This window comes from Alloscardovia criceti DSM 17774 (assembly GCF_000376885.1).
GTDB lineage: Bacteria > Actinomycetota > Actinomycetes > Actinomycetales > Bifidobacteriaceae > Alloscardovia > Alloscardovia criceti.
Genome location: NZ_AQXR01000010.1, coordinates 288,107 through 313,274, shown reverse-complemented (window position 1 = coordinate 313,274; position 25,168 = coordinate 288,107). Strand labels below are relative to the sequence as shown.

General features: G+C 50.0%; 22 protein-coding genes and 3 tRNA genes. 13 read left to right on the top strand and 12 right to left on the bottom strand.

Features of this window, described 5'->3' with window-relative positions:
* Window positions 1-1,059, bottom strand: coding sequence for a GDSL-type esterase/lipase family protein (locus D570_RS0104715; RefSeq protein WP_018143248.1), 1,059 nt, complete (start codon window positions 1,057-1,059; stop codon window positions 1-3).
* Between the two features lie 138 nt (window positions 1,060-1,197).
* Window positions 1,198-2,223 carry a lipid II:glycine glycyltransferase FemX gene (locus D570_RS08525; protein ID WP_169331225.1) on the bottom strand — a complete coding sequence of 342 codons (1,026 nt, stop codon included), beginning with the start codon at window positions 2,221-2,223 and terminating at the stop codon, window positions 1,198-1,200.
* Window positions 2,224-2,408: 185 nt separating this feature from the next.
* Here D570_RS08525 and lysS point away from each other — a divergent pair, with 185 nt between their 5' ends.
* The 4 genes from lysS (at window position 2,409) to D570_RS0104690 (ending at window position 7,993) form a co-directional block, all read left to right on the top strand.
* Window positions 2,409-4,088: a lysine--tRNA ligase gene (gene lysS, locus D570_RS0104705; RefSeq protein ID WP_018143246.1), complete on the top strand. Its 1,680-nt coding sequence runs from the start codon at window positions 2,409-2,411 to the stop codon at window positions 4,086-4,088.
* A gap of 119 nt (window positions 4,089-4,207) precedes the next feature.
* Window positions 4,208-5,167, top strand: coding sequence for a 1,4-dihydroxy-2-naphthoate octaprenyltransferase (menA, locus tag D570_RS0104700; RefSeq protein ID WP_018143245.1), 960 nt, complete (start codon window positions 4,208-4,210; stop codon window positions 5,165-5,167).
* Window positions 5,168-5,177: 10 nt separating this feature from the next.
* A complete protein-coding gene (locus D570_RS0104695; RefSeq protein ID WP_018143244.1) occupies window positions 5,178-5,915 on the top strand; it encodes a phosphoglyceromutase in 738 nt (245 codons plus the stop codon).
* Window positions 5,916-6,139: 224 nt separating this feature from the next.
* Window positions 6,140-7,993, top strand: a complete 1,854-nt coding sequence (locus tag D570_RS0104690; RefSeq protein WP_156812236.1) for a DEAD/DEAH box helicase — start codon at window positions 6,140-6,142, stop codon at window positions 7,991-7,993.
* Window positions 7,994-8,084: 91 nt separating this feature from the next.
* Here the strand turns inward: D570_RS0104690 and D570_RS0104685 are convergent, their stop codons facing one another.
* Together D570_RS0104685 and phoU are read right to left on the bottom strand one after the other, a co-directional pair.
* On the bottom strand, window positions 8,085-8,732 hold the full coding sequence (locus D570_RS0104685) for an SDR family oxidoreductase (RefSeq protein WP_018143242.1): 648 nt from the start codon (window positions 8,730-8,732) through the stop codon (window positions 8,085-8,087).
* 370 nt (window positions 8,733-9,102) lie between these two features.
* The gene (gene phoU, locus D570_RS0104680) at window positions 9,103-9,789 is read right to left on the bottom strand and encodes a phosphate signaling complex protein PhoU (RefSeq protein ID WP_018143241.1); all 687 of its coding nucleotides are present in this window, start codon (window positions 9,787-9,789) and stop codon (window positions 9,103-9,105) included.
* Between the two features lie 89 nt (window positions 9,790-9,878).
* On the opposite strand from phoU, the gene D570_RS0104675 reads away from it, so the two are divergent.
* Complete coding sequence (locus tag D570_RS0104675) at window positions 9,879-11,177, top strand: sensor histidine kinase (RefSeq protein WP_018143240.1); 1,299 nt, start codon at window positions 9,879-9,881, stop codon at window positions 11,175-11,177.
* A 105-nt stretch (window positions 11,178-11,282) separates the two neighbouring features.
* Here D570_RS0104675 and D570_RS0104670 read toward each other — a convergent pair whose 3' ends face one another.
* Together D570_RS0104670 and serC are read right to left on the bottom strand one after the other, a co-directional pair.
* Window positions 11,283-11,549 carry a DUF2530 domain-containing protein gene (locus D570_RS0104670; protein WP_018143239.1) on the bottom strand — a complete coding sequence of 89 codons (267 nt, stop codon included), beginning with the start codon at window positions 11,547-11,549 and terminating at the stop codon, window positions 11,283-11,285.
* A 159-nt stretch (window positions 11,550-11,708) separates the two neighbouring features.
* Entirely contained in the window at window positions 11,709-12,860 is a 1,152-nt protein-coding gene (serC, locus tag D570_RS0104665; protein WP_026181884.1) for a phosphoserine transaminase, read from the bottom strand.
* Window positions 12,861-13,216: 356 nt separating this feature from the next.
* Between serC and D570_RS0104660 the strand changes: the two genes are divergently transcribed.
* Both D570_RS0104660 and D570_RS0104655 read left to right on the top strand, forming a co-directional pair.
* Complete coding sequence (locus D570_RS0104660) at window positions 13,217-14,059, top strand: CHAP domain-containing protein (RefSeq protein ID WP_018143237.1); 843 nt, start codon at window positions 13,217-13,219, stop codon at window positions 14,057-14,059.
* A 180-nt stretch (window positions 14,060-14,239) separates the two neighbouring features.
* Window positions 14,240-15,280, top strand: a complete 1,041-nt coding sequence (locus D570_RS0104655; RefSeq protein ID WP_018143236.1) for a universal stress protein — start codon at window positions 14,240-14,242, stop codon at window positions 15,278-15,280.
* 124 nt (window positions 15,281-15,404) lie between these two features.
* On the opposite strand, the gene D570_RS0104650 is transcribed toward D570_RS0104655, so the two are convergent.
* Window positions 15,405-15,821, bottom strand: coding sequence for an OsmC family protein (locus tag D570_RS0104650; protein ID WP_018143235.1), 417 nt, complete (start codon window positions 15,819-15,821; stop codon window positions 15,405-15,407).
* A 304-nt stretch (window positions 15,822-16,125) separates the two neighbouring features.
* Between D570_RS0104650 and D570_RS0104645 the strand changes: the two genes are divergently transcribed.
* The 3 genes from D570_RS0104645 to D570_RS0104635 all read left to right on the top strand — a co-directional run bounded on the left by D570_RS0104645 (window position 16,126) and on the right by D570_RS0104635 (window position 18,313).
* A complete protein-coding gene (locus tag D570_RS0104645; protein ID WP_018143234.1) occupies window positions 16,126-16,998 on the top strand; it encodes a thymidylate synthase in 873 nt (290 codons plus the stop codon).
* 107 nt (window positions 16,999-17,105) lie between these two features.
* Window positions 17,106-17,801 (top strand): dihydrofolate reductase, encoded by a 696-nt coding sequence (locus D570_RS0104640; RefSeq protein ID WP_018143233.1) that lies wholly within the window; start codon window positions 17,106-17,108, stop codon window positions 17,799-17,801.
* Window positions 17,801-18,313: a low molecular weight protein-tyrosine-phosphatase gene (locus D570_RS0104635; protein WP_018143232.1), complete on the top strand. Its 513-nt coding sequence runs from the start codon at window positions 17,801-17,803 to the stop codon at window positions 18,311-18,313. Before D570_RS0104640 ends, D570_RS0104635 begins: the two co-directional genes overlap by 1 nt.
* A gap of 110 nt (window positions 18,314-18,423) precedes the next feature.
* On the opposite strand, the gene D570_RS0104630 is transcribed toward D570_RS0104635, so the two are convergent.
* From D570_RS0104630 to galE, 4 genes are all read right to left on the bottom strand, one after another.
* Window positions 18,424-19,578, bottom strand: coding sequence for a substrate-binding domain-containing protein (locus tag D570_RS0104630; protein WP_026181883.1), 1,155 nt, complete (start codon window positions 19,576-19,578; stop codon window positions 18,424-18,426).
* Between the two features lie 308 nt (window positions 19,579-19,886).
* Window positions 19,887-19,959 (bottom strand) — tRNA-Phe (locus D570_RS0104625).
* Between the two features lie 40 nt (window positions 19,960-19,999).
* A tRNA-Asp gene (locus D570_RS0104620) sits at window positions 20,000-20,073 on the bottom strand.
* Window positions 20,074-20,235: 162 nt separating this feature from the next.
* Window positions 20,236-21,246, bottom strand: a complete 1,011-nt coding sequence (gene galE, locus D570_RS0104615; protein ID WP_018143230.1) for a UDP-glucose 4-epimerase GalE — start codon at window positions 21,244-21,246, stop codon at window positions 20,236-20,238.
* A 134-nt stretch (window positions 21,247-21,380) separates the two neighbouring features.
* On the opposite strand from galE, the gene trmB reads away from it, so the two are divergent.
* Complete coding sequence (gene trmB, locus D570_RS0104610; RefSeq protein WP_018143229.1) at window positions 21,381-22,196, top strand: tRNA (guanosine(46)-N7)-methyltransferase TrmB; 816 nt, start codon at window positions 21,381-21,383, stop codon at window positions 22,194-22,196.
* A gap of 72 nt (window positions 22,197-22,268) precedes the next feature.
* A tRNA-Glu gene (locus tag D570_RS0104605) sits at window positions 22,269-22,340 on the top strand.
* Window positions 22,341-22,457: 117 nt separating this feature from the next.
* On the opposite strand, the gene D570_RS0104600 is transcribed toward D570_RS0104605, so the two are convergent.
* Window positions 22,458-23,318 (bottom strand): glycosyltransferase, encoded by an 861-nt coding sequence (locus tag D570_RS0104600; RefSeq protein WP_018143228.1) that lies wholly within the window; start codon window positions 23,316-23,318, stop codon window positions 22,458-22,460.
* Window positions 23,319-23,647: 329 nt separating this feature from the next.
* Here D570_RS0104600 and D570_RS08520 point away from each other — a divergent pair, with 329 nt between their 5' ends.
* Window positions 23,648-25,168, top strand: a complete 1,521-nt coding sequence (locus D570_RS08520) for an AI-2E family transporter (protein WP_169331224.1) — start codon at window positions 23,648-23,650, stop codon at window positions 25,166-25,168.

Sequence of the window (25,168 nt, the reverse complement as noted above, 5' to 3'; positions counted from 1 at the left end):
TTAGTTATCCCAGATACGGGGACTGAGAGACTCAATGTGTGCCACTAATTGCTCAGCCATTTCTTTGTGCTCGGCTATGCGCGGATGACCCGGAGTGGCGTGGGCATTGCGGGTATACATCAGCTGTGAGATCTGCGGATGGTGAAGTTCAGAAATTACGGTGGCAATAGCGCGATCCCAAGCTTCATCATGCGTCATAATCGACGTCGCACACACGATATGTGTGTGGGGATACTGTGCGAGAAGGGCTTGAAGAAATGCCCGATATCTCGCACGCCAGTGTTGCGACTGCGCACTTTCACAATTCTGTGCCATAAAATCCACTGGGTGTGCATCATTTTGTCCTAATGCCACCACAACCACCTGTGGGATGTACTGCTGAAAATCCCATGCGCGGGTGCTGCCCAGAGTCGGGTTGTACTCTATACGATCCCAAATGCTTTCCATACCGATATAATCCGGCTCGTGGAACCAGCCGATGGAGTCATACAGAGCTGCACCGCCTTGAGAAACATCGTGCAATGCGGCTCCTAGCGCGCGAGCAGCAATGGCGCCATAGGACCACCACGCATTGCTATAAGAGCTCAGGTCTACATCAGGATCGGCCTGTCCGGCATAGAGCAGGGCTTCGTTGCGCTCTCCGCAGGAAATGGAATCGCCGAAAATTTCTATGCGTCGATGGGACTGAGCCTGAGGCGTTGCGGTTAGTACGGCATGGTCATCTATGAGTAATCCATAAAATTCCACATAATGCTGGCCATCTTGACGTTTAAAAATCACCACTTCATGCTCAATGTCGGGCAAATTGTCTGCGAGCAGTACGTCCTCGATGCACTCCGTCTGTGGTAAGGCAACTTTAGATTCTCTGCCATCGATAATGACACCCAGATAGCTCTGACCATAATGAAGCCGATTTTTTACACGGATTTTCAGCGACGTACCGGTGCATCGAAACCGGACTTGGGTGTACGGAAAAACCCATACCTGTGCGCGTGGGTTGGTGGTGTCGATGCGACCCATATATGTTAAGCGTGCATCAGCGGGGGAGATAAACGTCATAGTTCTGCCTCTTTGCATGAAAATTCTGCTGTATCTCTGTTATAGCACAAGAACTTAACCGATTAACCGACACGCGAGGAAATAAAAAGGCTGTGCCCTCTGCAAGGACACAGCCAAAACTGAGAAAATCGCGCGCAATTAATGCCTGATCATATCCACCACGCCGCGCACGGTCTTGTACAGGGCAAACTTTGCTGGGCGCACTACCAAGGCCTTCATCAAAGGAACGGTGACGATATTTTCGCTGAATTTCGTCTTAAACTCGTTCAAGCCCTTCAAAGTAGGCGAAGCCTCGCTACCAATGCCCATAAGGTCGTACTGAGTGATGCCGCGCTGGAGTAGCTCCTTGCACTCCATAAACACCATCACGTCATTTGCGTGCTTACGCATAACGGCGGTGGAGGAGGCAGCATAATACCGTGTGGCATGATGCTGATTTTCGGTGACCAAAGACCAGCAGACGAGTTCGCCATCGATGCGACCGGCATACACGTGAGCGTGCTCTGCACCCAAAGACTGGAGCATGCTTTCGTAGAATTCCTTCGGCCACGGCACAAAGCCATCGCGCGAGGAGGTGTCCACCATAATGGCATGGTAAGGACCAAAATCTTGGCTCGCTTGAGCCGTGTCATCGCTGAAAACCAGACCGGATTCGCGCAAAGCCTTCCGCACATCGCGACGTCCACGCTTCTTAAAACGTGTCAGCACCTCTTCGGCGCGCTTGTCTGCGTCTTTGGATGCGTCGCTGGTTAAGTCGATAACTACCGTGCTGTCATACGGCACAATACCGTATGCATCTTCCACCTCAGAGTAATTTTCGGCGTGTGTGACATCCACATGAGCCCAAATAACCTCGGAGTAAGTGTTTTTCAGCCAGGACTTCAGCGCCGCAAGAAAAGATTTCTCCTCATCCACACTTGGTTCAGCCAACCAGATAGGCGCATGACGCAGCCATGCATGCGTGCCGCCGCGCGTGCTGACCGTAACGAGGGAAAAGACGCACAGAGGATTCTGCGCATTGTCGGCAGAACTCACTTCGAAAAAGCCTTGATGTTCATAGCCATCGGACTGCTGTGTAAAGCTCACCCATTGCACCGTTTGCTCAATAGGCACAGTCACGTCCGTAGTTAATTCTTCAAAGCGTGATTGATCAATTCTATTCACCTGTAAATTCAACACATATTCAGCTTACTAGGAGGTCTGAGATAGCGGAGTAATTTTTTCAATCTCCCAACAAAGAAAACAAAAATACCGTGCGTGAGCGAGCATAAGTACGCCTCGCGTGTACAACGTTTTTAGTACCCTAAGACTATTGAAATAATTACGAGAAGCCTAAAGTACAGGACGCTATGACAGATTTACAAGACACACAGGAAGCTTTGGACAACGAAGCTTCAGACGCTGAAGTCGCCACCTCTCTCAACACGGTTGAACGAGCACAGCTTTTGCTCAAGCAAGACGAAACCATCACCGAAAAAATCAACAATGATGCCAGTCTGGATGAAGCCATTGACCCGTCCAACAAGGAATTCGGCTCTCAGGCACATCCCGAGCAGGTACAAATGCGCGTGGCCAAGCGTGCACTCATGCTTAAGAATGGTGTGAATCCGTACCCAGTAGAACTGCCGATTACGCACACCATCCAGCAGGTGCGCGCGCAGTACGATGGCAAGCTAGAACCGGGTGAGGAAACTGAGGATGTGGTCGCGCTCGCAGGGCGTATCATCTTCTTGCGTAATGGCGGTGGCCTGTGCTTCGTGCAGCTGGAGTCCGGCGATGGCACACGCATCCAGGGCATGCTCTCCAAGAAGGAAATTGGCGCAGAATCCTTGAAAGAGTTTAAGCAGCTCGTAGATTTGGGCGACCATTTCTTCATCAAAGGTCGCGTGATTGCATCCAAGACCGGTGAGCTCTCGATTTTCGCCACCGAATGGGCCATTGCGGCGAAAGCTTTGCGCCCACTGCCGGCTTTGCATAAGGATTTGAACGAGGAACAGCGCACACGCAAGCCATATTTGGGCATGATTGTGGATGACAAGATGCGTACCATGGTGCGCAATCGCGCGTCTGTGGTAGCTTCTTTGCGCCGCAACTTCGATGCCCGTGGCTATATCGAAGCAGAAACACCAATGCTGCAAACCCTGCGCGGCGGTGCTGCTGCTCGACCATTTACCACGCATATCAACGCGTTCGATATGGATCTTTTCTTGCGTATCGCGCCAGAACTCTTCTTGAAGCGCATGCTCGTGGGCGGCATTGATCGCGTCTTTGAGATTAATCGTGCCTTTAGAAATGAAGGCGCAGATGCCACGCACGCGCCGGAATTCACCACCTTGGAAGCATACGAAGCTTACGGTACTTACGACACGATGGCCGAATTGACGCAATCCTTGGTTCAGCAGGCCGCTATCGATACCTTTGGTTCGACGGAAGTTACCTTGGCGGACGGCACCAAGTACGATGTGGGTGGCACATGGCGTCAGCTGGATATTTACGATTCCTTGTCTGAGAAACTGGGCGAGCATATCACGCCTGAAACCAGCTTAGAAACTTTGGAAGCCTTCGCTGACAAGCTGGGCATCGAGCGTGAAAAGGTAGAAAATCACGGCAAGCTCGTGGAAAATCTGTGGGAGCACTTCTACACAGAGGATCCTCACCAGCTCTGGGAGCCAACCTTTGTGCGTGATTTCCCTGTAGAAACCTCACCTTTGACCAAGTCTCACCGTTCTAAGCCAGGTCAGGTAGAAAAGTGGGATTTGTATGTGCGTGGTTTCGAGCTGGGTACGGCATACTCCGAATTGAACGATCCTGTGGTTCAGCGCGAGCGCTTCGTGGAGCAGGCAAAGATGGCTATGGCGGGTGATGACGAGGCCATGGATATCGATGAGGACTTCATTGAGGCTTTGGGCGTGGGCATGCCACCTGCGGGCGGTATGGGCATGGGCGTTGATCGTTTGCTCATCGCTTTGACCGGTGCTACGGTTCGTGAAACCATCACCTTCCCATTGGTGAAGCCGCTCAATAATTAACTCAATAATTCAATAGCGAGATAATCAAAACGCGCAGGTACTTTTCCGAACCTGAAGGCGCTCTTATGGGCACAAACTCGGATTGATGCGCGAAAGCTAGAAGTGAAAAAGGAGCTCATGTGAAGGGTGTGAAACAGATTCTCCAAGGATCTCGGCCGCTCACATGGGCTCTTTCTGTATGTCCGGTGTTGGTGGCCGCTATCTGCGCCAGCATGGATAGGTATGTGGCGCAGCCTGCAGCTCCTCGGCACGTGGGCAGAGCTTACGATTATGCATTAGTCGTGCTCAGCTGTGTGGTGGCTTTAAGCCTACAAATAAGTGCTAATTTCATCAATGATTATCTCGATGGCGTACGCGGTATTGATCGCGTGAGACTTCCCGAAGCGCCGAAACGATTGAATCAAACCGCGCGCGGCATTGCTCTAGCGCGCGCAGCGGCGGTGGTTTCGGCGGTTATAGGCGTGTGTGCGGGCTTAGATGCCGTGCTGATATCTCGGAAATATTGGCTCTTAGGCGTAGGCGTGCTGTGTGTGCTGGCGGCTTGGGCGTACTCGGCATGTGCAAGCTCGCACGGCTGGGGTGAAGTGCTGGCTTTTGTTTTCTTCGGCCCTGTGGTGGTGTGCGCGGTCGAAGCGTTGCTCATCGATTTTGTGGGCCCCTGGGGCATTATGGCATCTGTACAGTGCGGATTGGCTAGTGCGGTGGTCTTGCTCATCAATAACATGCGCGATGAAGATAGCGACCGCAAAGCCAGCAAACGCACTATGGTGGTGCGATGGGGTAGCAGCCGCGCTCGCAGCCTCTTTCGAGCGGCCGTAGGAGTTATCCTGATGGTTGGTGTGTCTCAGGTAGTGGGCACTGTATTGGCAGTAGAGACGTCTCTCAGTGCGAAATATCTCGCACTTTCTGCCGTGGTCATATTCTGCGAAATGCTGGCCGGGATTACGGGAACTTGGAGCATTCGTGGTGCCACAGCACAACCAAAAAAATACCGTTGGGCTTTTATGTGCGCAATTGTGCTCATGATTTTGGTTCTGGCACAGCATTGTGTGGTGCTGATAGTCGTGAACGCGCTTTAAAATAGTGTGTATGACTTATAAGTTAGTATTGCTCCGTCATGGACAGAGCGCATGGAATAAAACAAACCAGTTCACCGGTTGGGTCGATGTACCTCTGACCGAGCAGGGCGTAGAAGAAGCAAAGCGAGGTGGCGAGCTTCTGAAGGAAAAGAATGTTTTGCCAGACATCGTTTTCACTTCCTTGCTGCGTCGTGCTATCAACACTGCAAACATCGCATTGGATGCAGCGGATCGTCTGTGGATCCCAGTGGAGCGTAACTGGCGTTTGAACGAACGTCATTACGGTGCTCTTCAGGGCAAGAACAAGACCGAAATTCGCGAAGAATACGGTGATGAGAAGTTCATGATTTGGCGTCGTTCTTATGGCACACCACCACCAGAAATCGATCCAAATGATGAGTATTCTCAGAATAACGATCCTCGTTACGCAGGTGCTGAGGTTCCAGAAACCGAAGCTCTGTCTAATGTTGTAGCTCGTGTTACCCCTTACTGGGAGGACACCATTAAGCCACAGCTCAAGGCTGGTAAGACGGTTTTGATCGCAGCACACGGCAACTCTTTGCGTGCTATCGTAAAGATGCTGGACAACTTGTCTGAAGAAGAAATTGCGAAGGTCAACATTCCTACAGCAATTCCTCTGGTGTACGAATTGGATGAAGACTTCAAGCCAATCAAGCCTCGCGGCGAGTACCTCGATCCAGAGGCAGCAGCAGCTGGTGCAGCAGCAGTGGCAAACCAGGGTAAGTAATTACACATTACTCAGCTTTTCAGTCCTCCCTTCGGGGGAGGACTTTTTTATGCTTTCATCATATCTTCGTCGCAGCGTGCATATTTGCACAGGCATGCTGGTACACTTATAAAGCTAAAGAATGCTCGTAGTAATTCAATATTTTTTTAGATGAGGGAACGCTACTAGAAGGCGTTCCTTATTTGTTTTCCGTAACTCTTAACACGTGTGAAAAGCAGGAGTGTATGCGGAAAAAAAGCAATGATTATCCACACGCTGGTTATCAGCACGAATGTGCGCGCATGCCCGTAAGGCGGCGCACGGAGAGTACGACGTATATGAAATTCGAAGAGTTGCATCTCAGCTCACCTATTCTGCAGGCCATTAATGACATGGGCTTTGAAGAGGCTTCACCTATCCAAGCAGCTGCTATTCCGGTTGTCATGAGCGGTGCAGATATGATTGGTCAGGCCCAAACCGGTACAGGAAAAACCGCCTCCTTCGGCATCCCGGTACTGGAAAAAATTGATTCGGAAAATCACAGCACGCAGGTGCTGATTCTGTCTCCTACGCGAGAACTGGCCATCCAGTCCGCGGAGGAGTTGCATAGATTATCCAAATACATGCAGGGCGTGAAAATTCTGCCCATTTATGGTGGCGCGGATATTTCGCGTCAGATTCGCGGCTTAAAGGAAGGCACACAGATTGTCATCGGTACGCCGGGTCGTGTGATGGACCACTTGCGTCGCCACACCTTGCATACTGAGGATATACACACCATCGTGCTTGATGAGGCCGATGAAATGCTCAATATGGGCTTTAGAGAAGATATCGAAGCGATTCTCGACCAACTGCCATCCGAAAATCGTCAAGTCATTCTCTTCTCGGCGACCATGGCGAAGCCGATTATGGACATCACATCCAAGTACCAAAAGGATGCGCAACTCGTGCAAGTGGCTCAAACTGAGCTCACCGTGCCAAATATTGATCAGTATTATTATGATGTGCGCCGCAAGGATAAAACGGACGTGCTTACACGCCTCATTGATTATTATTCCCCCAAGCTGTCACTGGTTTTCTGCAATACGAAGGCGATGGTGGATGAGGTCGTGGACGAATTGCAGGCCCGCGGATATGCGGCAGAAGGTTTGCATGGCGATATGAAGCAGGCCAGCCGTGACAAGGTGATGAAGAAATTCCGCGCCGGCTCGACGGAGATTTTAGTGGCCACAGATGTGGCAGCGCGCGGCATTGACGTAGATGATGTCGAAGCCGTGTTTAACTACGATATTCCGCGTGAAGTGGAGTATTACGTGCACCGTATTGGACGTACGGGCCGTGCGGGTCGTGCCGGCCGCGCCTTTAGCTTCGTGAGGGGTAAACAGGTATATCGCATCCGTGATATCCAAAAGTATTGCAAGACTAAAATCGTTGCGCAGCCTATTCCAAGCCTTGCCGATGTGCATGAGATGAAAACTGAGAAAATTATGGATGATATAACTCAGCTCATCGATGCAGGTGGCTTGCGCGATATGGTCGATATCATTGACAGGCAGGTGAATACCTCGGATTACACGGCTTTGGACATTGCTGCTGCCTTCTTGAAGCAGAGCCTGAGCCAATCCGGCGACGTCCTGGTCAATGGCGGGGACGCACAGGTAGATACACTGGCTGGACCCGTAGAACCTATACCGTGGGAGGACGAGTCAGGTCGTGGTCGCGGTAAGAAAAAACATGGCAAGCGTGATTATGACGACTTTGGTTCGGACCGTATGCGCCGAGGTCGTCGAGAGGACTTTGAAGGTGAGCGTCGCAAGGGGCGCAAACACAATCTGCATCGTGAAGAAGTTGAAGTGGGCATGGTGCGCTTCAAGATGAGTCTCGGCAAGAAGCATGGCATCCGTCCAAATGATGTGGTGCGCATTATTTCGAGTGAAGCACACATTCCTGGCCGCGCAATTGGAGCAATCGAACTGAAGGATAACAACAGCTTTGTGGAACTGCCACAGGAGCTGTCTTCCTTAGTCTTGAAGTCTGCAAAGAAGGCGAAGTTCAAGGGCAAGAAACTGGGCTTAGAGCTGGCTTTTAAGAAGAAGTAATGCCGTGTCAGAGGTCTAAGACAGTCCCGTAGATATCACAAGGGGCACATGCTGAATATGCGTGTGCCCCTTGCTTGTGTAAAGCCCGCTTTTACAGGGCTGCTAATGCCTGAGAGATAGGCGTTTGACCATCGCTCATACGAATGATTGTGCCGATGGTCCGTGGCTCCTCCAAAGCTTGTGCAAGCACCTCTGCCACATTGGGAATGCTATTAGGCTGGGAAACGGCAGGATCTATCTCAATCTTTCCAGTACCCTGCTCAGCTTCTACCAAGCTGCCCGGCTGCACAATCGTATAATCCAGCTGAGTGTTATGTATCAGCCACTCATCTGCGAAAAACTTGGCAATATTGTAGTTCATAATCCCTTGCAGAGCCGGATCAGACCATTTCTCCGGATTTGTGGCAAACATGGAACTGAGCAGAAGAAAACGTTTAATTCCCATGTTTTCACTGGCCTGCATAAGCTTGACAGCTCCAAAGGCATCGGTTTGCAGCAAATCCTTGCCACGTGAACCAGCCACAAAATACACGGCCTCATAGCCTTTCAGCGTCTGAGCCAAGTCCTCCACAGAGTCATGCAAATCCAGCTGAACGGTGGACAGTCGGCTCGTATCCTCGAAAGGCTTGATTTTCTCTGGATTACGTGCTGCGGCCGTAACGCTATGACCTTTTTCCAAGAGACTTTGGATGAGGAATCGTGCAACACGTCCTGTTGCTCCTACTACTAATACTTTCATGATATTTATCCTTCACCGTTAAAGCGTGCAATGCGCAGAGCTCGAAGGCCCTAATTGCCGTAAATTGAGGCGTTATTTTTTGAAAAGATATGCGTCTTAATTCATTGTTAGCAGATTTCATATGTGAACTTTCCTGTTTTAACGTTCGGCTGAATACCGCGGTTTACTGTCACTTATCGAATTGCTGGAAGAATGAGTAGGACACGCAACTGAGAGGATGGACGTGCGTGAAAGGTGCGAACCTCCTTTCCGAGCGGTGCTGTGGAGAGCACAGTGTTGTGTGTTACTGCGTAAAAGCGCATAAAAAAGGCGGGCGAAATCCTTGCGGATAACGCCCACCCTCGCTGGAGTCTTCATGACGGCTGAGGTATCAGTCGCCGTCCTTGTCGATATCTCTAAACTTCGTAGGATCCTTTGTCGGGTCAAAGCCCGAAACCATATACACCAAGCGTCGAGCAACGGATACGGAATGATCGCCGATGCGCTCATAGTAGCGGCTCAGAGACACGGAATCGATGGTCTGAGTAATGGTTGCATTCCATGCATCGGAACGCGCAATCTCATCCACCTTTTCAAACAGCTCATCCATTTCGTCATCGCTGATAATCAACTTTTCTGCGGTAACTTCATCATGACTTTCGAGCAGGTCTACCAATGTCTGAATGGTCTTTTCTGCAAAGGACTGCATTTGTACAAATAAATCCTTCACCTGTGGAGCAAGTGGCGAGTCCGGATACGTGGCTCGCGCAGTTTCTGCAAGATGACGGATTAAATCTCCAATGCGTTCCATCAAGGAGGCGATGCTCATGGTGGATACCACAACGCGAAGATCTGTAGCAACTGGGCTTTGCTTAGCGAGCAAAATAACGCATTGATTGTAAATAGAAAGCTCTAAGGAGTCGATTTTTTTATCGCCATCAATGACTTCCTGAGCTTTTTCAATGTCGCCGTCAAAAAGGGCTACGCCTGCGTTTTTCACTGCGGTGTTCACAGCTTTTGACATAGTAGTTAAATCTTCAGCGACTTGTTGAAGTTCCTCGTTGAAAATTGCGCGCATGGAATCTCCCTACTTCTTTATGGATACCAATTCCAATTTTAATGTATGCCCGTGTCTTTTGTATTACAGAAGTGTGCAAAAATAGAAATATGGAGTTAAATGTCACATCTATTTTGTCGCTCATCATGATATTCGTCATGATTATCATCTTTTTGGGGTGGGTGCTGTCCTGGGTGTGGCGCTGGATAGCACCACTCTTTGGGGACAACAAGGATGTGGTGCGTAAATTTAAAAGCTTCCAATGGCGGCAACGCTACACTCGGCGACGACGTCTCTTGAGACGTATTTCGCGCGGTGAAGACGACTCCAGTAGCGATGACGACGATGACGAAGACGAGGAACTCGACACCACCACCTTGCGCGTATTGTCGAGTATAGACGCCGCCACTATCGTGGTAGACAGCGATGATGAAGTAGAGCGAGCCTCGGCATCCACCTATCGTTGGGGCATTGTAAAAAACGATGAAATTGTCAATGAGGACATTCTCAAAGCTATCCGCGAGGTGCGTGAAGGTTCTGGTCGTCAAAACTTTGACATTGTGACGTACACTGCTTCCGACATCGATGAAGATGACAACGGAGCACCCACGGGCGTGAAATCTTCGGTGCCTGTAGCACGTCCGCATTGGCTGAATGTGCGCATCAATATTCTCAATACGCATTATATTTTGGTCATTATTACGGATAATAGCGAGGCCAAACGTTTCGCGCAGACACGCGATGATTTTGTCAAGAATGTGGCGGATCGATTGATGAAAGCCACCACTCAATTGGATGAAATCGGGCTGCGCTGGCAAAAGCAAAGCACGGTCGACGCGGGGTTGACGGACGCGAAGGCTATCTCTTCTCAAGCACGCAGCTTAAATAAACTCGTCTCGGATCTGATTTTGCTGATTCAAGCCCAGGAAAAAATCTCTCCGACCGAAGAAAATCGGATGGATTTGGGTGCATTAGTTAAAGATGTTACGGATAACATCTCGCCACGGCGTCCCATCCGTCTGCATACGCGCTTTGCTGAAGGTGTTATGGTCAATGCCAATGCAGCGCAGATTCGTGCGGCCGTGGAGAAGTTGGTAGCCAATGCCATTTATTATTCCAAAGATAACGGCGTGGTTTCCGTGGTCGTGGATACATCACGTGACCATAAATACGGTGTCATTCGCGTCATCGATACGGGCGTAGGTATTGAGCCGGAGGAACAGTCTCATATTTTCGAACGCTTCTATCGCGGCACAAATCAACCGGATAACAGCGATGAAAACGTGGGACTGGGCTTATCCATTGTCAAACATGTGGCGCTCACACATCATGGCAACGTCACCGTGTGGAGCGCACCGGGACAGGGAAGCACCTTTACTCTTTTCATCCCGCTTGCGCCGCAGCAGTAAGCAGAGAAATAAGCAAAGAAACAAAATTGTGCGCATCCACACACTCGCGGATGCGCACAATGCGTATAAAATTCGAAAATAATTATTGAATTTACTGTTGCATATTTACTGCTGCATCAGGGCGAGCAAACGGTAAATATGACGATTATTCAGTTCCCAAATAAGGCCTAAAATGCCGATAACCATGCCCCAGATGCAGAAAATAAAACGCTGTTGAAATGCGGCATCGCCCAGCAAATACAAGATGCCACACACGGCTGCAGCGAGGAACCATAAACCAGTTCCGATGGCAAAAACCACATGGAGATCTACTTGTTCGGCTTGGGGAGCTTCTCTGCGCTTCTCAGGGTCGAAAATCGGGGCAATTTTCATATCTTTAGATTAATTCCTTACGCAGACGTGCAGGGGATTTTCGGCTGCAACGTGTTGTTCTGGTATGCCCATGAAAAGTTCACCAAACTCCTGTAAAAAAAGGGTTCCTCAGTTATTTTTCGAGGAACCCAGAGAGAACTGCACGTGAATTGCGCGCGCTTACGCGTTTTTCAGCTGCTCGCCCACGGCATCAATACAGTGAGTTAAGGCCACCACATCTGACGTATCCACCGATGGGAAAACGCCTACGCGCAGCTGATTGCGGCCCAAAGCGCGGTATCCGGCCACATCCACGATGCCATTAGCGCGCAAAGCATCCAAAATGTCTTGTACAGGAATGGTTTCTTCAATATCAATGGTGACCACGACTGTGGAGCGTGCATCCGCATCGTGAACGAAAGGGTTCGCATAATCGCTAGCCTCAGCCCAGTCGTACAGCACCTGAGCAGACTGTGCGCAATGCTGGGCAGCCCACTGCAATCCGCCCTTGCGCAGCAGCCATTCGATTTGATTGTTGATCAAAATTAGGGTGGCAATGGCCGGCGTATTGAGGGTTTGGTGCTTGCGTGAATTTGACACGGCCTTGGTGAAAGACAAGAATGGTGGCACCCAACGACCGCTTTCCGGATGCTCCTGAGCAAAAGCTTCAAGGCGCTCGGCGCGGGCAATCGCGGCAGGGGAAGCAATGGCTATCCAGAGGCCGCCATCCGCACCAAAGCCTTTTTGAGGGGAAAAGTAATACACATCCGTTTCGCGGACATCGATAACCGTGCCCGCAGCAGCAGACGTGCCATCGACGAGCATCAACGCATTTTCATCCGCGCCTGCGATACGATGCACGGGAGCAAGCACACCCGTGGAGGTTTCGTTATGTGCCCATGCGTATACATCCGCTCCCTTGGCAGCTTCTGGCAGCCGGTACGTGCCGAATGTGCCGTCAAAGATCACGGGTTCTTCGAGGAACGGAGCCAGTGCAGCGCTCGTAGCAAATTTAGCGCTAAACGATCCGAAGGAACCAAACGCAGCTTTTTTCTCGATAAGACATGCGCAGGCCATATCCCAAAAAGCGCTGGCGCCGCCGTTGCCCAGCACGATTTCATAGTCCTGTGGGACGTCGTAAAGACGACGAATACCCTCCTGAATGGATGCGACTAAATTCTTGACCGGTGCTTGGCGATGAGAGGTGCCCATGAGTTGTGAACCGGCATCGGCCAGATAATCTAATTGAGCTTGACGGATTTTGCTTGGTCCCGAGCCAAAGCGCCCGTCCATAGGAAGCATGTCCATAGTAAGAGGAGAAAGTTCAGTCATAGGACATAATATAGTCACAGACTGTGTCAAAAGGGTTAATATCTCACCACGGCAACGTCCTGAGCGCGCACGGATACGCCGACTCATGCAAATGATCGCGATTTTTGCAAGTGCATTCTTTCAGAGTGAATCACCCAGCATACCGGCTATCTCAGTATGCAAAATTTTTTTGAAGTATTCATCGGGAAGAATCGCCGTAGAAAACACTGAATTTGCGGTGTTCAGCCTATTTTTTCTGGTCTCGATAGGAGAGACATTATCAGAGGTAAAATAAGAAAAGTCATGCTCAAGCCTTGTCCCAGTGCAGGGGTGCGGCTAGTATGGTTAGAGTTGAAAATCCCGAGGAGCTATTTTTTATGAAGCATGCAGCGCACCGTTCGACTGTAAGTCATAAACGTACTGCAAAGCACGCGCATGTACTTGCGTCCAGTCCTGCGGCTGTGGAAAGTCTGCATGATGCAGTTGCCCGTGAAGTGAATGCAATGCCACGCACACGTCGTGAAAGGCGTGAATATCAGCGTAGTCGTATGCGTAAAAACCGTTTTACCGTTTCGAGTGCAGTCACCTTACTTTTTGGTACCTTAGGCACGGCCATGGTGGGCACGGCTATCGGTACACAATCTAATCTTTTTGATCGCACTATTGCGGTGGCTTCTGCAGCGGATAATAGTACCGTTTCTTCCGCAGATACCTCTGCTTCTGCTGTATCTCGTTCTTCTGAGCGTGCGGCTCAGACAGCCGTTGGCACAGAAATTGCGTCCGTAACGACCTCCGATGCTGTGGCGTGGAATGTTGAGGATGCGGCCACCACTATTGACGTTTCTAATTTGACGGCTTCTAATCACCCAACGGGCGATGTAGGTCTTGCTTACGAATTCTCCCAGTGCACATGGTGGGCATATACACGCCGCCACCAGCTGGGTCTCCCAGTTGGTTCCTACTTCGGAAATGGTGCACAGTGGGCGGACTCTGCTCGCAAGCTGGGTTACTCTGTGGACAATACACCACAGGTGGGCGATGTCGTAGTCTTCCAGCCAGGACAAGAAGGTGCTGTGGCATACTATGGTCACGTCGCTATCGTGGAAAAGGTCAACGAAGATGGTTCTATCGTTACCTCCGAGTCCAATGCGGGCACCGGTGGAAAGATCTTCTCTCGAACTATTTCCGATGCTTCTCGCTTTGAATACATTCACGAGTAAATCGCGCTTCTGAGCGTTTATAACAGTGTCAAACTTTTCCATGCAGTCCTTCGGGACTGCATTTTTTGTGCATGCAAATCTTAAGCCTCCACTCGAAACCTAGACGCGCGGGCATTTCTTTTGACTCAGTTTAATTTCTACGCGTTAGAATAAGAGAAAGGAACGGACAAGGAGGTTCCCATGGCACGTTATGAAAAGGCTATTCTAGTCGGAGTTGACGGCTCAGATGCCGCGTACAAGGCAGTATGGTGGGCAGCAAACTACGCTCATCACGCAGGCTTGACCTTGCATATTGTCAGCGCATACACCTTACCAAGTTATACATCGGTAGCTTTTGACAATACTTTTACTGCGCCACTGGATGACACAGGATCGCGTCGAGATGCTCGAGAAATCCTCAGTCGTGCAAAGGCAATTGCGACAAAGCAGGGTGTGGAAGTGACAACGCTGATTGTCACCGGTGAGCCTTCGGCGGTCTTTATCGAGCTTTCGCGCAATTACAATCTCATTGTCATCGGCAACCGCGGCAAGGGTGGTCTTGCTGAGCGTCTTTTGGGTACGACCTCCTCGAGCTTGCCCGCATATGCATACTGCCCAATCGTGGTGGTGCCATACACCGATGATGATGGCAATAAGGTGCATCTGAACAATCAAATCACACATGTGGTGGTGAATTCGGATGAATCCAAGTGGGGTTTGAAGGCGCTGGAAATTGCGGCCGAATTTGCGAACGGTTGGGGCGCACAGTTGAAGGTTATTACGGCTGTGCCGGCGTTGAGCAATTTGGATGAAGCTGAAATGAATAGTGTGCTCGAATCGTATGCAGAGGATTTGCATACACGCATCGAGCCACTGCGAGCCAAGTATCCAGATCTTGTCATTGAGGAGCAGGTGGCTACGGGCACTTCTGTGCAGGCCTTGGAGGACGCGCTGCCGGATAATGACATTGTGGTTGTGGGCTCTCGCGGACGTGGCGGCTTGACCGGTCTGCTCTTTGGTTCGGTCAGCCAGGCCCTGCTGCAGCATTCGGATAAGCCTGTATACGTGGTGCCTCGCCGTTATGTGCAGGCGGCGGAAAGCGAATTGGACACGATCCCAGACTCGCCTCAGGACGTTGATTCCAAGCCGCTGGAAGATATCGGTGGCGTGGAGTCCGTTCATGTATCCCAGGTAGAGGCCGAGGAGCTGAAGAGCATCGAGGATACCATCGACCCGGCTTAATCTATATATCCGTGTGCATGAACGCTTTTACACGCGCGAAAAAGTTCTCCCCGCGAGCTAGAAACTCGCGGGGAGAACTTATAGGAAATGATCGAAGCGTAAAAGTCGAATCATGTCGAATCATCTAGTGACGCACGTTCACATCCATACGTACTGGCGTTTCGATTTCATAGGTGTGCTTCACGGTGCAACCCTTCTCGATGTGACGGCGTACACGCTCTGCGAGCTTTGCAGCAGCTTCCTCATCCAAACCAGCTTCCATAGCATCCACAACGACTTCTTCGTTGAAATTGAGGAAGCGATCGTTGTCATCATCATATGTGCCATCTACAACGATGCGAGCGCCCTTGCCTTCGCCCAAAGCAGACTCTACTGCGAACTGGCTGGATAATGCAGCGCAAGCCGCCAAAGCAATCTTGGTCAAATCTCCTGGGGAGAAGAGTCCCTTATCGCTACTGCGGCCGAACTTGATGTGTGCGCCATCATCGCTAAAAGCGTCCCAAGAGCCGTCTTTATTGCGTTCTACCCACAAGCGTGCCATGTTATCTCCTTCGAATTTATCGAATCTTTATCAACACTTCCTACAATACAGGAAAGCGCTTTCGTATTCCTGAATGCTCAAAATGCGTGAAATTCAGCTGAGAGCATGGGCAGGGGAAGTGCTGTAAACACCCCGTAAGGCGTTGAAATCAAGGGCGTACCGTGCATTCCATCCCAGCCAAGTGATGACGTTCGAAAATGCGTCATACCTGTGCATAAACAGGCAATCCGTGGTTTGAGAGCGAGTCTAAGCAGGGTCTTTCGGCTCTGAGCGTTCGACATTCGCACGTGCTACTCTCTAAGCTATGGCACTTACACAGCAAGAACTCGATGATATTCGCGCTCGCATTCCGCAGCGTCCGGACACAGATATTCCCATGCCGTACGAGGACACGGTCCGAGATATTTTGCTCAATGGCACTTTGAAGTCCGATCGCACAGGAACGGGTACGGTTTCCGTATTTGGCCGGCAGATGCGCTTTGATTTAAGCGAATCTTTCCCTTTGCTTACTACGAAGAGAGTGTTCTTCAAGGGCATAGCATACGAGCTTCTGTGGTTCTTGAAGGGTTCACACAATATCAAATGGCTTCAAGAGCATAACGTGCATATTTGGGACGAATGGGCAGATGAAAACGGCGATCTTGGTCCTGTATATGGCGTGCAGTGGCGTAGCTGGCCTGCACCAACCCAGGATGATCCAGAGCATACTATCGATCAGATCGACAATGTGCTCCATCTGCTGAAAACCAATCCGGACTCACGCCGCATGATTGTAACCGCCTGGAACCCTGCAGAAGTAGAAGATATGGCTTTGCCACCTTGTCATTCGCTGTTCCAGTTCTATGTCGCCGACGGTAAACTGTCCTGCCAGCTTTATCAGCGTTCGGCAGATATGTTCCTTGGCGTACCGTTTAACATTGCCTCATATGCGCTGCTCACTTTGATGATGGCGCAGCAAGCAGGCTTAGAGCCAGGCGAATTTGTCTGGACAGGTGGTGACTGCCATATTTACGACAATCATATGGAGCAAGTGTTGGAGCAGCTCAGCCGCGAACCATACCCTTATCCACAGATGAAGATCAAAAAAGCGCCGTCCTTGGATCAGTATGATTACAGTGATTTTGAAATTCTGAATTACCAGTATCACCCAACCATTAAAGCGCCTGTAGCTGTGTAAAAACGGCTTGAGAAATACGCGAGTGGGTGAATATGCCAAAGGCTATATTTGCCCACTTTGTTTGTTACACTTTTATTCAAATGCATTAATTCAAGGAGATAACTGATATGGAGCATGATAGTAGTCGCAGTGGCTACCACCAACCTCAGCCCGCATCGGCCGGGCGTAACTTCCGCGTTTTACGAGGAGAAGCCGATGAGCAGTGGGAAGACGATGTCATCGAAGAATCGCTTCGAGCTGCAGAACCACACATAAATCTAATCTGGGCTCAGGGCATGGATGAGCAAGGAAAGCCGGGGGCCATTGGATGCAACGGTCATATGCCATGGCACCTTCGTGAAGACATGATTTATTTCAAAGATAGTACGATTACTCATCCTGTTATCATGGGCCGCAAAACCTGGGAATCCCTGTCCCCACAGTTCCGCCCGTTGAAGAATCGCGACAATTACGTCGTGACGCACGACCCGCATTATGTGGCTGAGGGCGCAACCGTTATGACATCGCTGGAGGATGCCATCGAACTCGCATCCCAACCCGCGATTCCGGATGACGGCGTGAACCGCAAAGAAATCTGGATTATGGGCGGCGCTCAGATGTACAACGCGGCATTGAATATTGCCGATGCTGTGTACATTACAGATGTCGATATTCACGTCGAAGCAGATACCTTCGCGCCGGAAATTCCAAATAATCTGAGCAATTCCATGTGGAAAGAAGAGATTATCCAAGATTGGACGCCACCTGTAGATCAGGACAACCCTATCAAACGCTACCGTTTTAGAGTATTGAGGAGAGCTTAATGTACACCATTATGACCGTGTGCACCGGAAATATCTGCCGTTCCCCCATGGCCGAAATCGTGCTGCGCAAATATGTGGAGGATGCCGGGCTTTCTGATCGCGTGCAAGTAAAGTCTTCAGGCGTATCCTCCGAAGAGCATGGACACCCTATAGATCGCCGTGCACAGCGGGCTTTGCGCGCTCGCGGATATGAGTTGCCAGTAGACCACTTTGCGCATCGCATTTCGCGTCAAGAAGTCGATGAGGCGGATCTTTTCCTGCCGATGACGGCCTCGCATAAGAGAGCCTTGCTGAGCCAAATCCCCGCTCAGGATGCTTCGGAAGTGCATATGTATCGTAGCTTTGATCCGCAGCTCCCACCCGTCACCGCGGCAAACGAATCCAGCATTGATTTGGTGGATCCGTGGTATGGCGGTCCGGAGGATTTTGAAATTGCGTTGGATCAAATTGAGGAATCTGCACCGTACATCGTGCAATGGGTGTCTGAGCAGCTAGAGAACGATAATAAGTAGTTCTCGAGACTGAAGTTTCGCGCGATATATGTATCGCGTTTATATCAATTGAGGTCTGGAACCGGTGTGGCTCCAGACCTCAATTGCGAAGGATTAGGAAATAAAGAAGGTTACTTAGTTAATTCATCAAACCTTTCTTGAGTAATAAATCCAGCCTTGACGACCTCATCGAGGTTGGACTTGTCCAATGTTACAGGGTCGAGAAGCTTGGAAGGCACGTCGATGTTTCCATTGTTCATCTGGCCGTTAATGCCCGTCACTTCCTTACCTTCTGCGATTTCCAAAATCATGTCATAGACGGAGTCTGCCAGCTTGGCGACATCCTTGAACACGGTCATGGACTGAAGATTTTGATTGATGTTAGAAATAGCGATTTCATTCGCATCTTGACCGGTAATTACTGGCCAAGAATCCGTGCCCGGCTGCATATCTGGACGCTTAGTCTGGATAGCGTTAATCACACCCTGAGCCAAGTCGTCATTTGGGGTGAGTACGGCATCCAGCTTTTCGCCGTGTGCATAGCTGGAGTCCAAGATAGACTCCATATCGGTCTGTGTCTGAGCCGTCTTCCACGACATAACGGAAATAGCCTGCCACTGATCAACGGTAAAGTCGCCTGTAACGCCGCCACCGTGGTTTGAGAGGCTACGGAGTACGCCACTCTTGAAATATGGCTGGAGAAGCTCCCAGGAGCCCTGGAAGAAGTACTTTGCGTTGTTATCGTCAGGAGAGCCGGTAAATACTTCTACGTTGAATGGACCTGTTGCGCCGTTTTCCAAGCCGAGCTTATCGATAATGTACTGAGCTTGCAAAGCACCCACGGTTTCTAGTTGGAAGGTGGCGTAGTAATCCACAGCCTCCGTATTCATAATCAGACGGTCGTATGCGATGACCTTTGCGCCGGCCTCGTGAGCCTTTTCTACAGCAGGGCCAACCGAAGTACCATCCTTAGAAGCCACCACAATGATCTTCGCATTGTTGTTGACCATATTTTCAATATCAGAATTTTGCTGAGATGGCTTATCGTCGGCATACGAAAGAATGACATTATAGCCAGCCTGTTCGAGCTTGTTCTTCAGATTCTTACCATCTTTATTCCATCGCTCCATAGACTTGGTTGGCATGGAAATGCCAATCGTAGCACCCTTTTCGAGTCCTTCACTGTTGCTCGAAGAGGAGCTAGAACGTGAGGATGAACAAGCACCCATACCGATAACCATTGCCGATGCGGCAATCAGAGCGAAAACCTTCTTCTTCAAATTCATAACTTCTCCCAAAGTCGTCATTAACTTTATGAATTGATAATCATTCGCCACTTCACGGCGGTACATCATCGTCGGTGCACCTCCAGAAGTGATGACACAAGTATAGCACGAGTTAGTTCGTTCATTTAAGTAACAGAAAATGAAGTAGTTTTTTCACTTTATTTAATGCAATGAGGGCAGGAAAATAAAAGGAATGAGACAGTGTCCGTGTACGTTTCTCCGGCGTGTCGCAGGCGGGGGGGGGGGATTCTCAGTGTGAAAAGCGCAGAAGAAAACAAAAAAAGCCCTCCAACGAGGGCTTAACCTTGTGGCTCCGACCGGCGTCGATCCGGTGACCTTACGATTTTCAGTCGCACGCTCTACCAACTGAGCTACAGAGCCATGGAAAAATAAAACCCGGCGGAACCGGGTTATATTCCAGCGACTCCGACCGGACTTGAACCGGCGACCTCCGCCGTGACAGGGCGGCGCTCTAACCAACTGAGCTACGGAGCCACGATTGCGTAAGCAACCAAGAGATAAATATACATAGCTTTTTCAGCTTGTGCAACTTAATTCAAGAAAAAACCCTAGAAACCGCATGATTTCTAGGGTTTTACGGCGTGTCACCGTGTGTTGTTTTTGGCGGGAATGAGCTCAGTGTGTCATCGGTATGACTTAGTTATGCTGAGTCCAGTTTTCTACATCGATGTGATGCGCTGGATTTGCCTGCCATGCATCCCAGGCAGACTGGACGATATCCTTGACGTCGTACTGTGCATGCCAGCCCATCTCCGTGTTGATGCGCTCTGGAGAGCCGATCAAATGAGGTGGATCGCCTGCGCGGCGTGGTTGAATGGTCTCCACGAATGGCAAACCGGAAACCTTCTTGATTTCGTCTACGATTTCGCGCACAGAGGTGCCTTTGCCTGTGCCAACGTTGAAGGCATCATACTTGCGCTCGTCGCGGTCGAGGTAGTGCATAGCGGCGATGTGGGCATCTGCCAAATCAGATACGTGAATGTAGTCGCGTACGCAGGTGCCATCCTCGGTAGGGTAGTCGTCGCCGAAAATAGCCGGTGCAAGGCCGCGCTGCAAACGGTCGAGAACCATTGGTACGAGGTTCAAAATTGCGGGATCTTCCAGTTCAACTGGTCCGCAACCTGCTACGTTGAAGTAGCGCAATGCGCAGAAACGAATGCCAAAGGCGTGTGCGGCTGCACGACCCATCCACTCGCCAAACAGCTTTGTTTGGCCATAAGGGTTGATTGGTACCATTGGCTGTACATCTTCAGGTACGACGTCTACAGGAGGAACGCCATAGGTGGCTGCAGAGCTAGAGAAGACAAGCTTTTTGACATCTGCATCCTTCATAGCTTGGAGCACATTGAGCAAACCGTTGATGTTCTGCTGGTAGTACCACAGTGGCTTTTCTACAGACTCACCCACCTGCTTACGTGCTGCAAAGTGGATAACGGCTTCTACTTCTTCGTCGCGCATAATTTCAGCGAGGCGCTCGTCAGAGCCTGGAGCGGATACGTCCATACCGTAGAGGCGAGAGCCTTCGATACGAGAGGCTTTGCCATAGCTTAAGTCGTCTACGACAACGACTTGCTGGCCTGCTTCGTGCAGTGCGTGTACGACATGGGCGCCGATGTAGCCGCAACCGCCGGTTACAAGAACAGTCATGATGCTCCTTCAATAATCATGTGCGCTTTTGTGCGCAGTTGTTCATTTATGACACTTTTATTATAGCGCGAATTCTATATTATGTTTAATGGAATAGGAATGTTTTCTACGATTATGCTAGAGCGGAGTTTGTAATGATTCAGGAAGAAAAAGGTATGCACAGACGTTCTGTTGTGTCGTTTGTGCGCAGATCCTCCACTTTGGATGGTCGATTGGAGCGAGCTTGGAATCAGTATGCGGCTGATTATTTGCTGGAATTTGAAAAGGGTGATTATCAACTTTCTGTAGCAAGTGATCTGCAGATTACGCGTCACAGTCTCCAGGAGGTCTGGGGTGAAGGCTTCCAAGCGGATGGTCGCGTTATCGTAGAAATTGGCACCGGGCAGGGTGAAAATATCGTGCATGCCGCTCAAAATAATCCGCACGATAATTTCATTGGTATCGAGGTGTATACGCCGGGCGTGGCGCATACATTGCTGCTGGCAGGCAAAAACGAACTGCGCAATCTGCGCATGGTACAGGTCAATGCGCCAGAGTTGCTCAGTGCTTTCGAAGCTGGCATGGTGGACGAAGTGTGGACCTTCTTCCCAGATCCATGGCCAAAAACTAAGCACCACAAGCGTCGCATTGTACAAGACTCCTTGGCAGAGCTCGTGCATAAGGCGTTGGTGGAGGCGGGTGTGTGGCGCATCGCTACGGATATCGATGATTATGCCTTGCATGTGCACGAAGTTATGGATGAGAGGGCTGATTTTGCCAATATAGGCACCACAACCGTCAGTCTTGCTACGGAGCATGTGAGCAAAGGCACTGCGCATACGGCGGTAAATTTGCCGCATGCGGACTTTGTAGAGTCAGAAAGATTTGACGGCAGAATGCTGACAAACTTTGAAAATAAAGGACTGGAAGCAGGCCGCGATATCCATGATTTCACGTACCGCAAGCAATAAATCTCCAGACGACACGCCGAAGCGGTAAAAGCTTGCGCGATAGTGGGGTACTCGCTAATATAAATCAAGTTGGCCCCCGTCGTCTAATGGTTAGGACATCAGACTTTCACTCTGACAACGAGAGTTCGATTCTCTCCGGGGGTACGAATTAAAGCCTGTTATAGCATTAGTTGTAACAGGCTTTTTGCTTTCATCGAAGCTGATGTTTTAGAAAAACCGCAGAGCAGCGTTTACAGCTCTACGGTTTTGCACGACAGAAAACTACTCCAGCCCCACGCGCTCGCGATACCTCTTCCACAGACGTTCCGCGGTATCAATCTTGAGTAAGCTGCACCACGCGCTATACACGTGATGCATGGTGTTGAGCAGCGGATACACCATGAGCAAGGTTTTCTCCGGGTACCCATCACGCGTATGACCGGGATGCGCGTTGAACGTATTTTCAAAACGCTTCATATATACGGTAAAAGAATCGTGCGGAGTGGCCATACGCCGAGCGCTGGCGCCGGTGACCATTTCGGAGCAGAATTGAGTCGTCAACCCTTGCTCAAACAGATGAAGGCTGCAGTCGATGTCTTCATGGAAGACATCTTCCACATCGGCGCACACCACGGGGCGAATCTTCTCCCACGCGCTCTTACGCATAGCCATATTAGATCCAAACAAAAGGGGCATGCCGTCTGCGCTGTACTGCTTCTTACGCACACGCGAATCAAAGAAAAGGCCCACTGGTGGCAGTGGCATATCGTAATAGCACACAGGACCGGTGACACCAGCCGTATAAGGATGTGACTCGAAAAAGAGTGCCACGGTTTCTACCCAGTTGGGCTTAATCATGCAGTCGGCGTCTATACGTGCCACGATATCGCCAGTCGCTATGTCCAAACCCATATTGCGCGTAGGAATCAAGCCTTGAGCCTGCGTTTGGCGCTCTAGCCTCACCGGCGTGCCCGGATGCTCGCGGATGAACGATTCCACCAGTTCACGCGTATTGTCCGTGGAGTTATTGTCCACCACGATGATTTCATGAGCGGGAACAGTCTGAGTGGTGGCATTTCGCAAACAAGATAAAACGCGTCGAGATTCATTCCAAGCGGGAATAACGATGGAAACTGTAAGCATACCTTATATATTATGCGTAGGCTTATATAACACTTTTTTAGGGCAGTACTGTTTTCGGCTGAGTAGCGGCGGGAAAACAGTCATAAAAATGTCCGAAGGTGTTTGAACATTATACGGAAGATTAACGGATGATGTGTGTGAAAGTCCTTGATACCCGTACGACCGCAGAAAATTGTATTTTTCGTAATAGTTCCATGAAAATCTAAAGTTTGCGTGTGCTGCTGGCTCGGGCATAACACAGAAATTCCCACTAATCTCAAGGAAAACTTGAGATTATGCACACTTATACGCGTACCTGACGGTTGTGGGGAGGTGGAATAATGATGATTATGTCTGATGAAAAAACCGAAGAACAATTAGCGGATTTGGCGTCCATTTTCCCTCGCAAAGGCGATAACCGTCGTCCACCGGAGTGGTATACACGTGCGCTGCTGTATGCAGTCATCGCCGCTGCATTGGGATACTGTGCGTGGTATGTTTTCGACTCCGTACGAAGCGTGCTTCTCAATATTGTTATTTCGCTCTTCATCGCATTCGCCATTGAACCTATTGTGCGCTGGCTTATTCTCAAGGGTTGGCGACGCAATCTATCCACTGGTCTGACGATGCTATTCCTCTTTGTGATCATCGGCATTTTTATCGGCGTTTTTGGCAATTTGATGGTCAATCAGTTGGTGTCTATTAGTAATACCATCCCTGATTTGTATCAGCAGCTGGGGGATTATTTACGCACTCAATTTGATTATGATTTGCCAAAGATGAATGACTTGGGCATTTCGCTTCTTGCTAGTATCAAGACGGATAGTATCGGATCTCTTGCAAGCCAAGCGTTAAGCACCGCGGGCTCCGTGTTTAGCGTGCTGCTGGACTTCTTGACCATTATTTTGGTCACTTACTATATGAGTGCATATGGGCCAAGTATGCGTAAGGTGATGTGCCGTTTCCTGCCAGAGGATTCGCAAAAGCGTTTCCTCGTCATTTGGACCGTTGTGCAGGAACAGATTTCGGGATTCCTGTACTCTCGCATTATGCTGGCCATCATCAACGCTGTATCGCTCTCGATTTTCATGATTATTATCGGCGTACCGAACTGGCTGCCGCTGGCGTTGGCATGCGGCATTATTTCGCAGTTCGTGCCTATGATTGGTACATACATCGGTGGCGCGTTGCCTGCTATTTTCGCCTGGGGATCTAACGGCATTCGCCCGGCTATTTATATCGTCATCTTCATCATTGTGTACCAGCAGATTGAAAATAATCTCATCAGCCCAATGATTACGCGCTCGACGATGGATTTGAATCCCGCTATCGCCTTGTTGGGCGTCTTCGCATTCTCCGCAGTTGGCGGGGCATTGGCCGGTTTCTTGGCATTGCCAATTATCGCAAGTATTCAGGCACTGCTCAGCACATACTTGAGGCGATATGATTTGGTGGATTCCGAATTATTGGATGATCCAAAACCGTTAAAGCCGTCCAAGCTGGCACATGGTGTGCAAAGTGTGGGTGAGAAGATTTCTGAAACGATGATGGTGCCTATCCGCTCCACGGATCCAGATAATCACCACGTCACCGCCGAAGATTTGATCCGTTTCCGTGAATCCGTGGAGGGCACCGGTGCTATTCCTGTGAATGGTGAAGGAAAATTTAAGGATGACGTGGCAGATGGGGCCGATAAGGATAAGAAGGACGAGAAAGATGATTCTTCGGAAGAATCCCATCGCAGGCATTCGCCTTCATCTGCGGCTCCTATCAAACCGGCACGTCCAGCCCGCCCGCGTCATCACAACAGTGCGGGCGATGTGAAAGCGGAGGACTTTACACACAAGAGTTCCAGTAAAGACCTTTCCTAG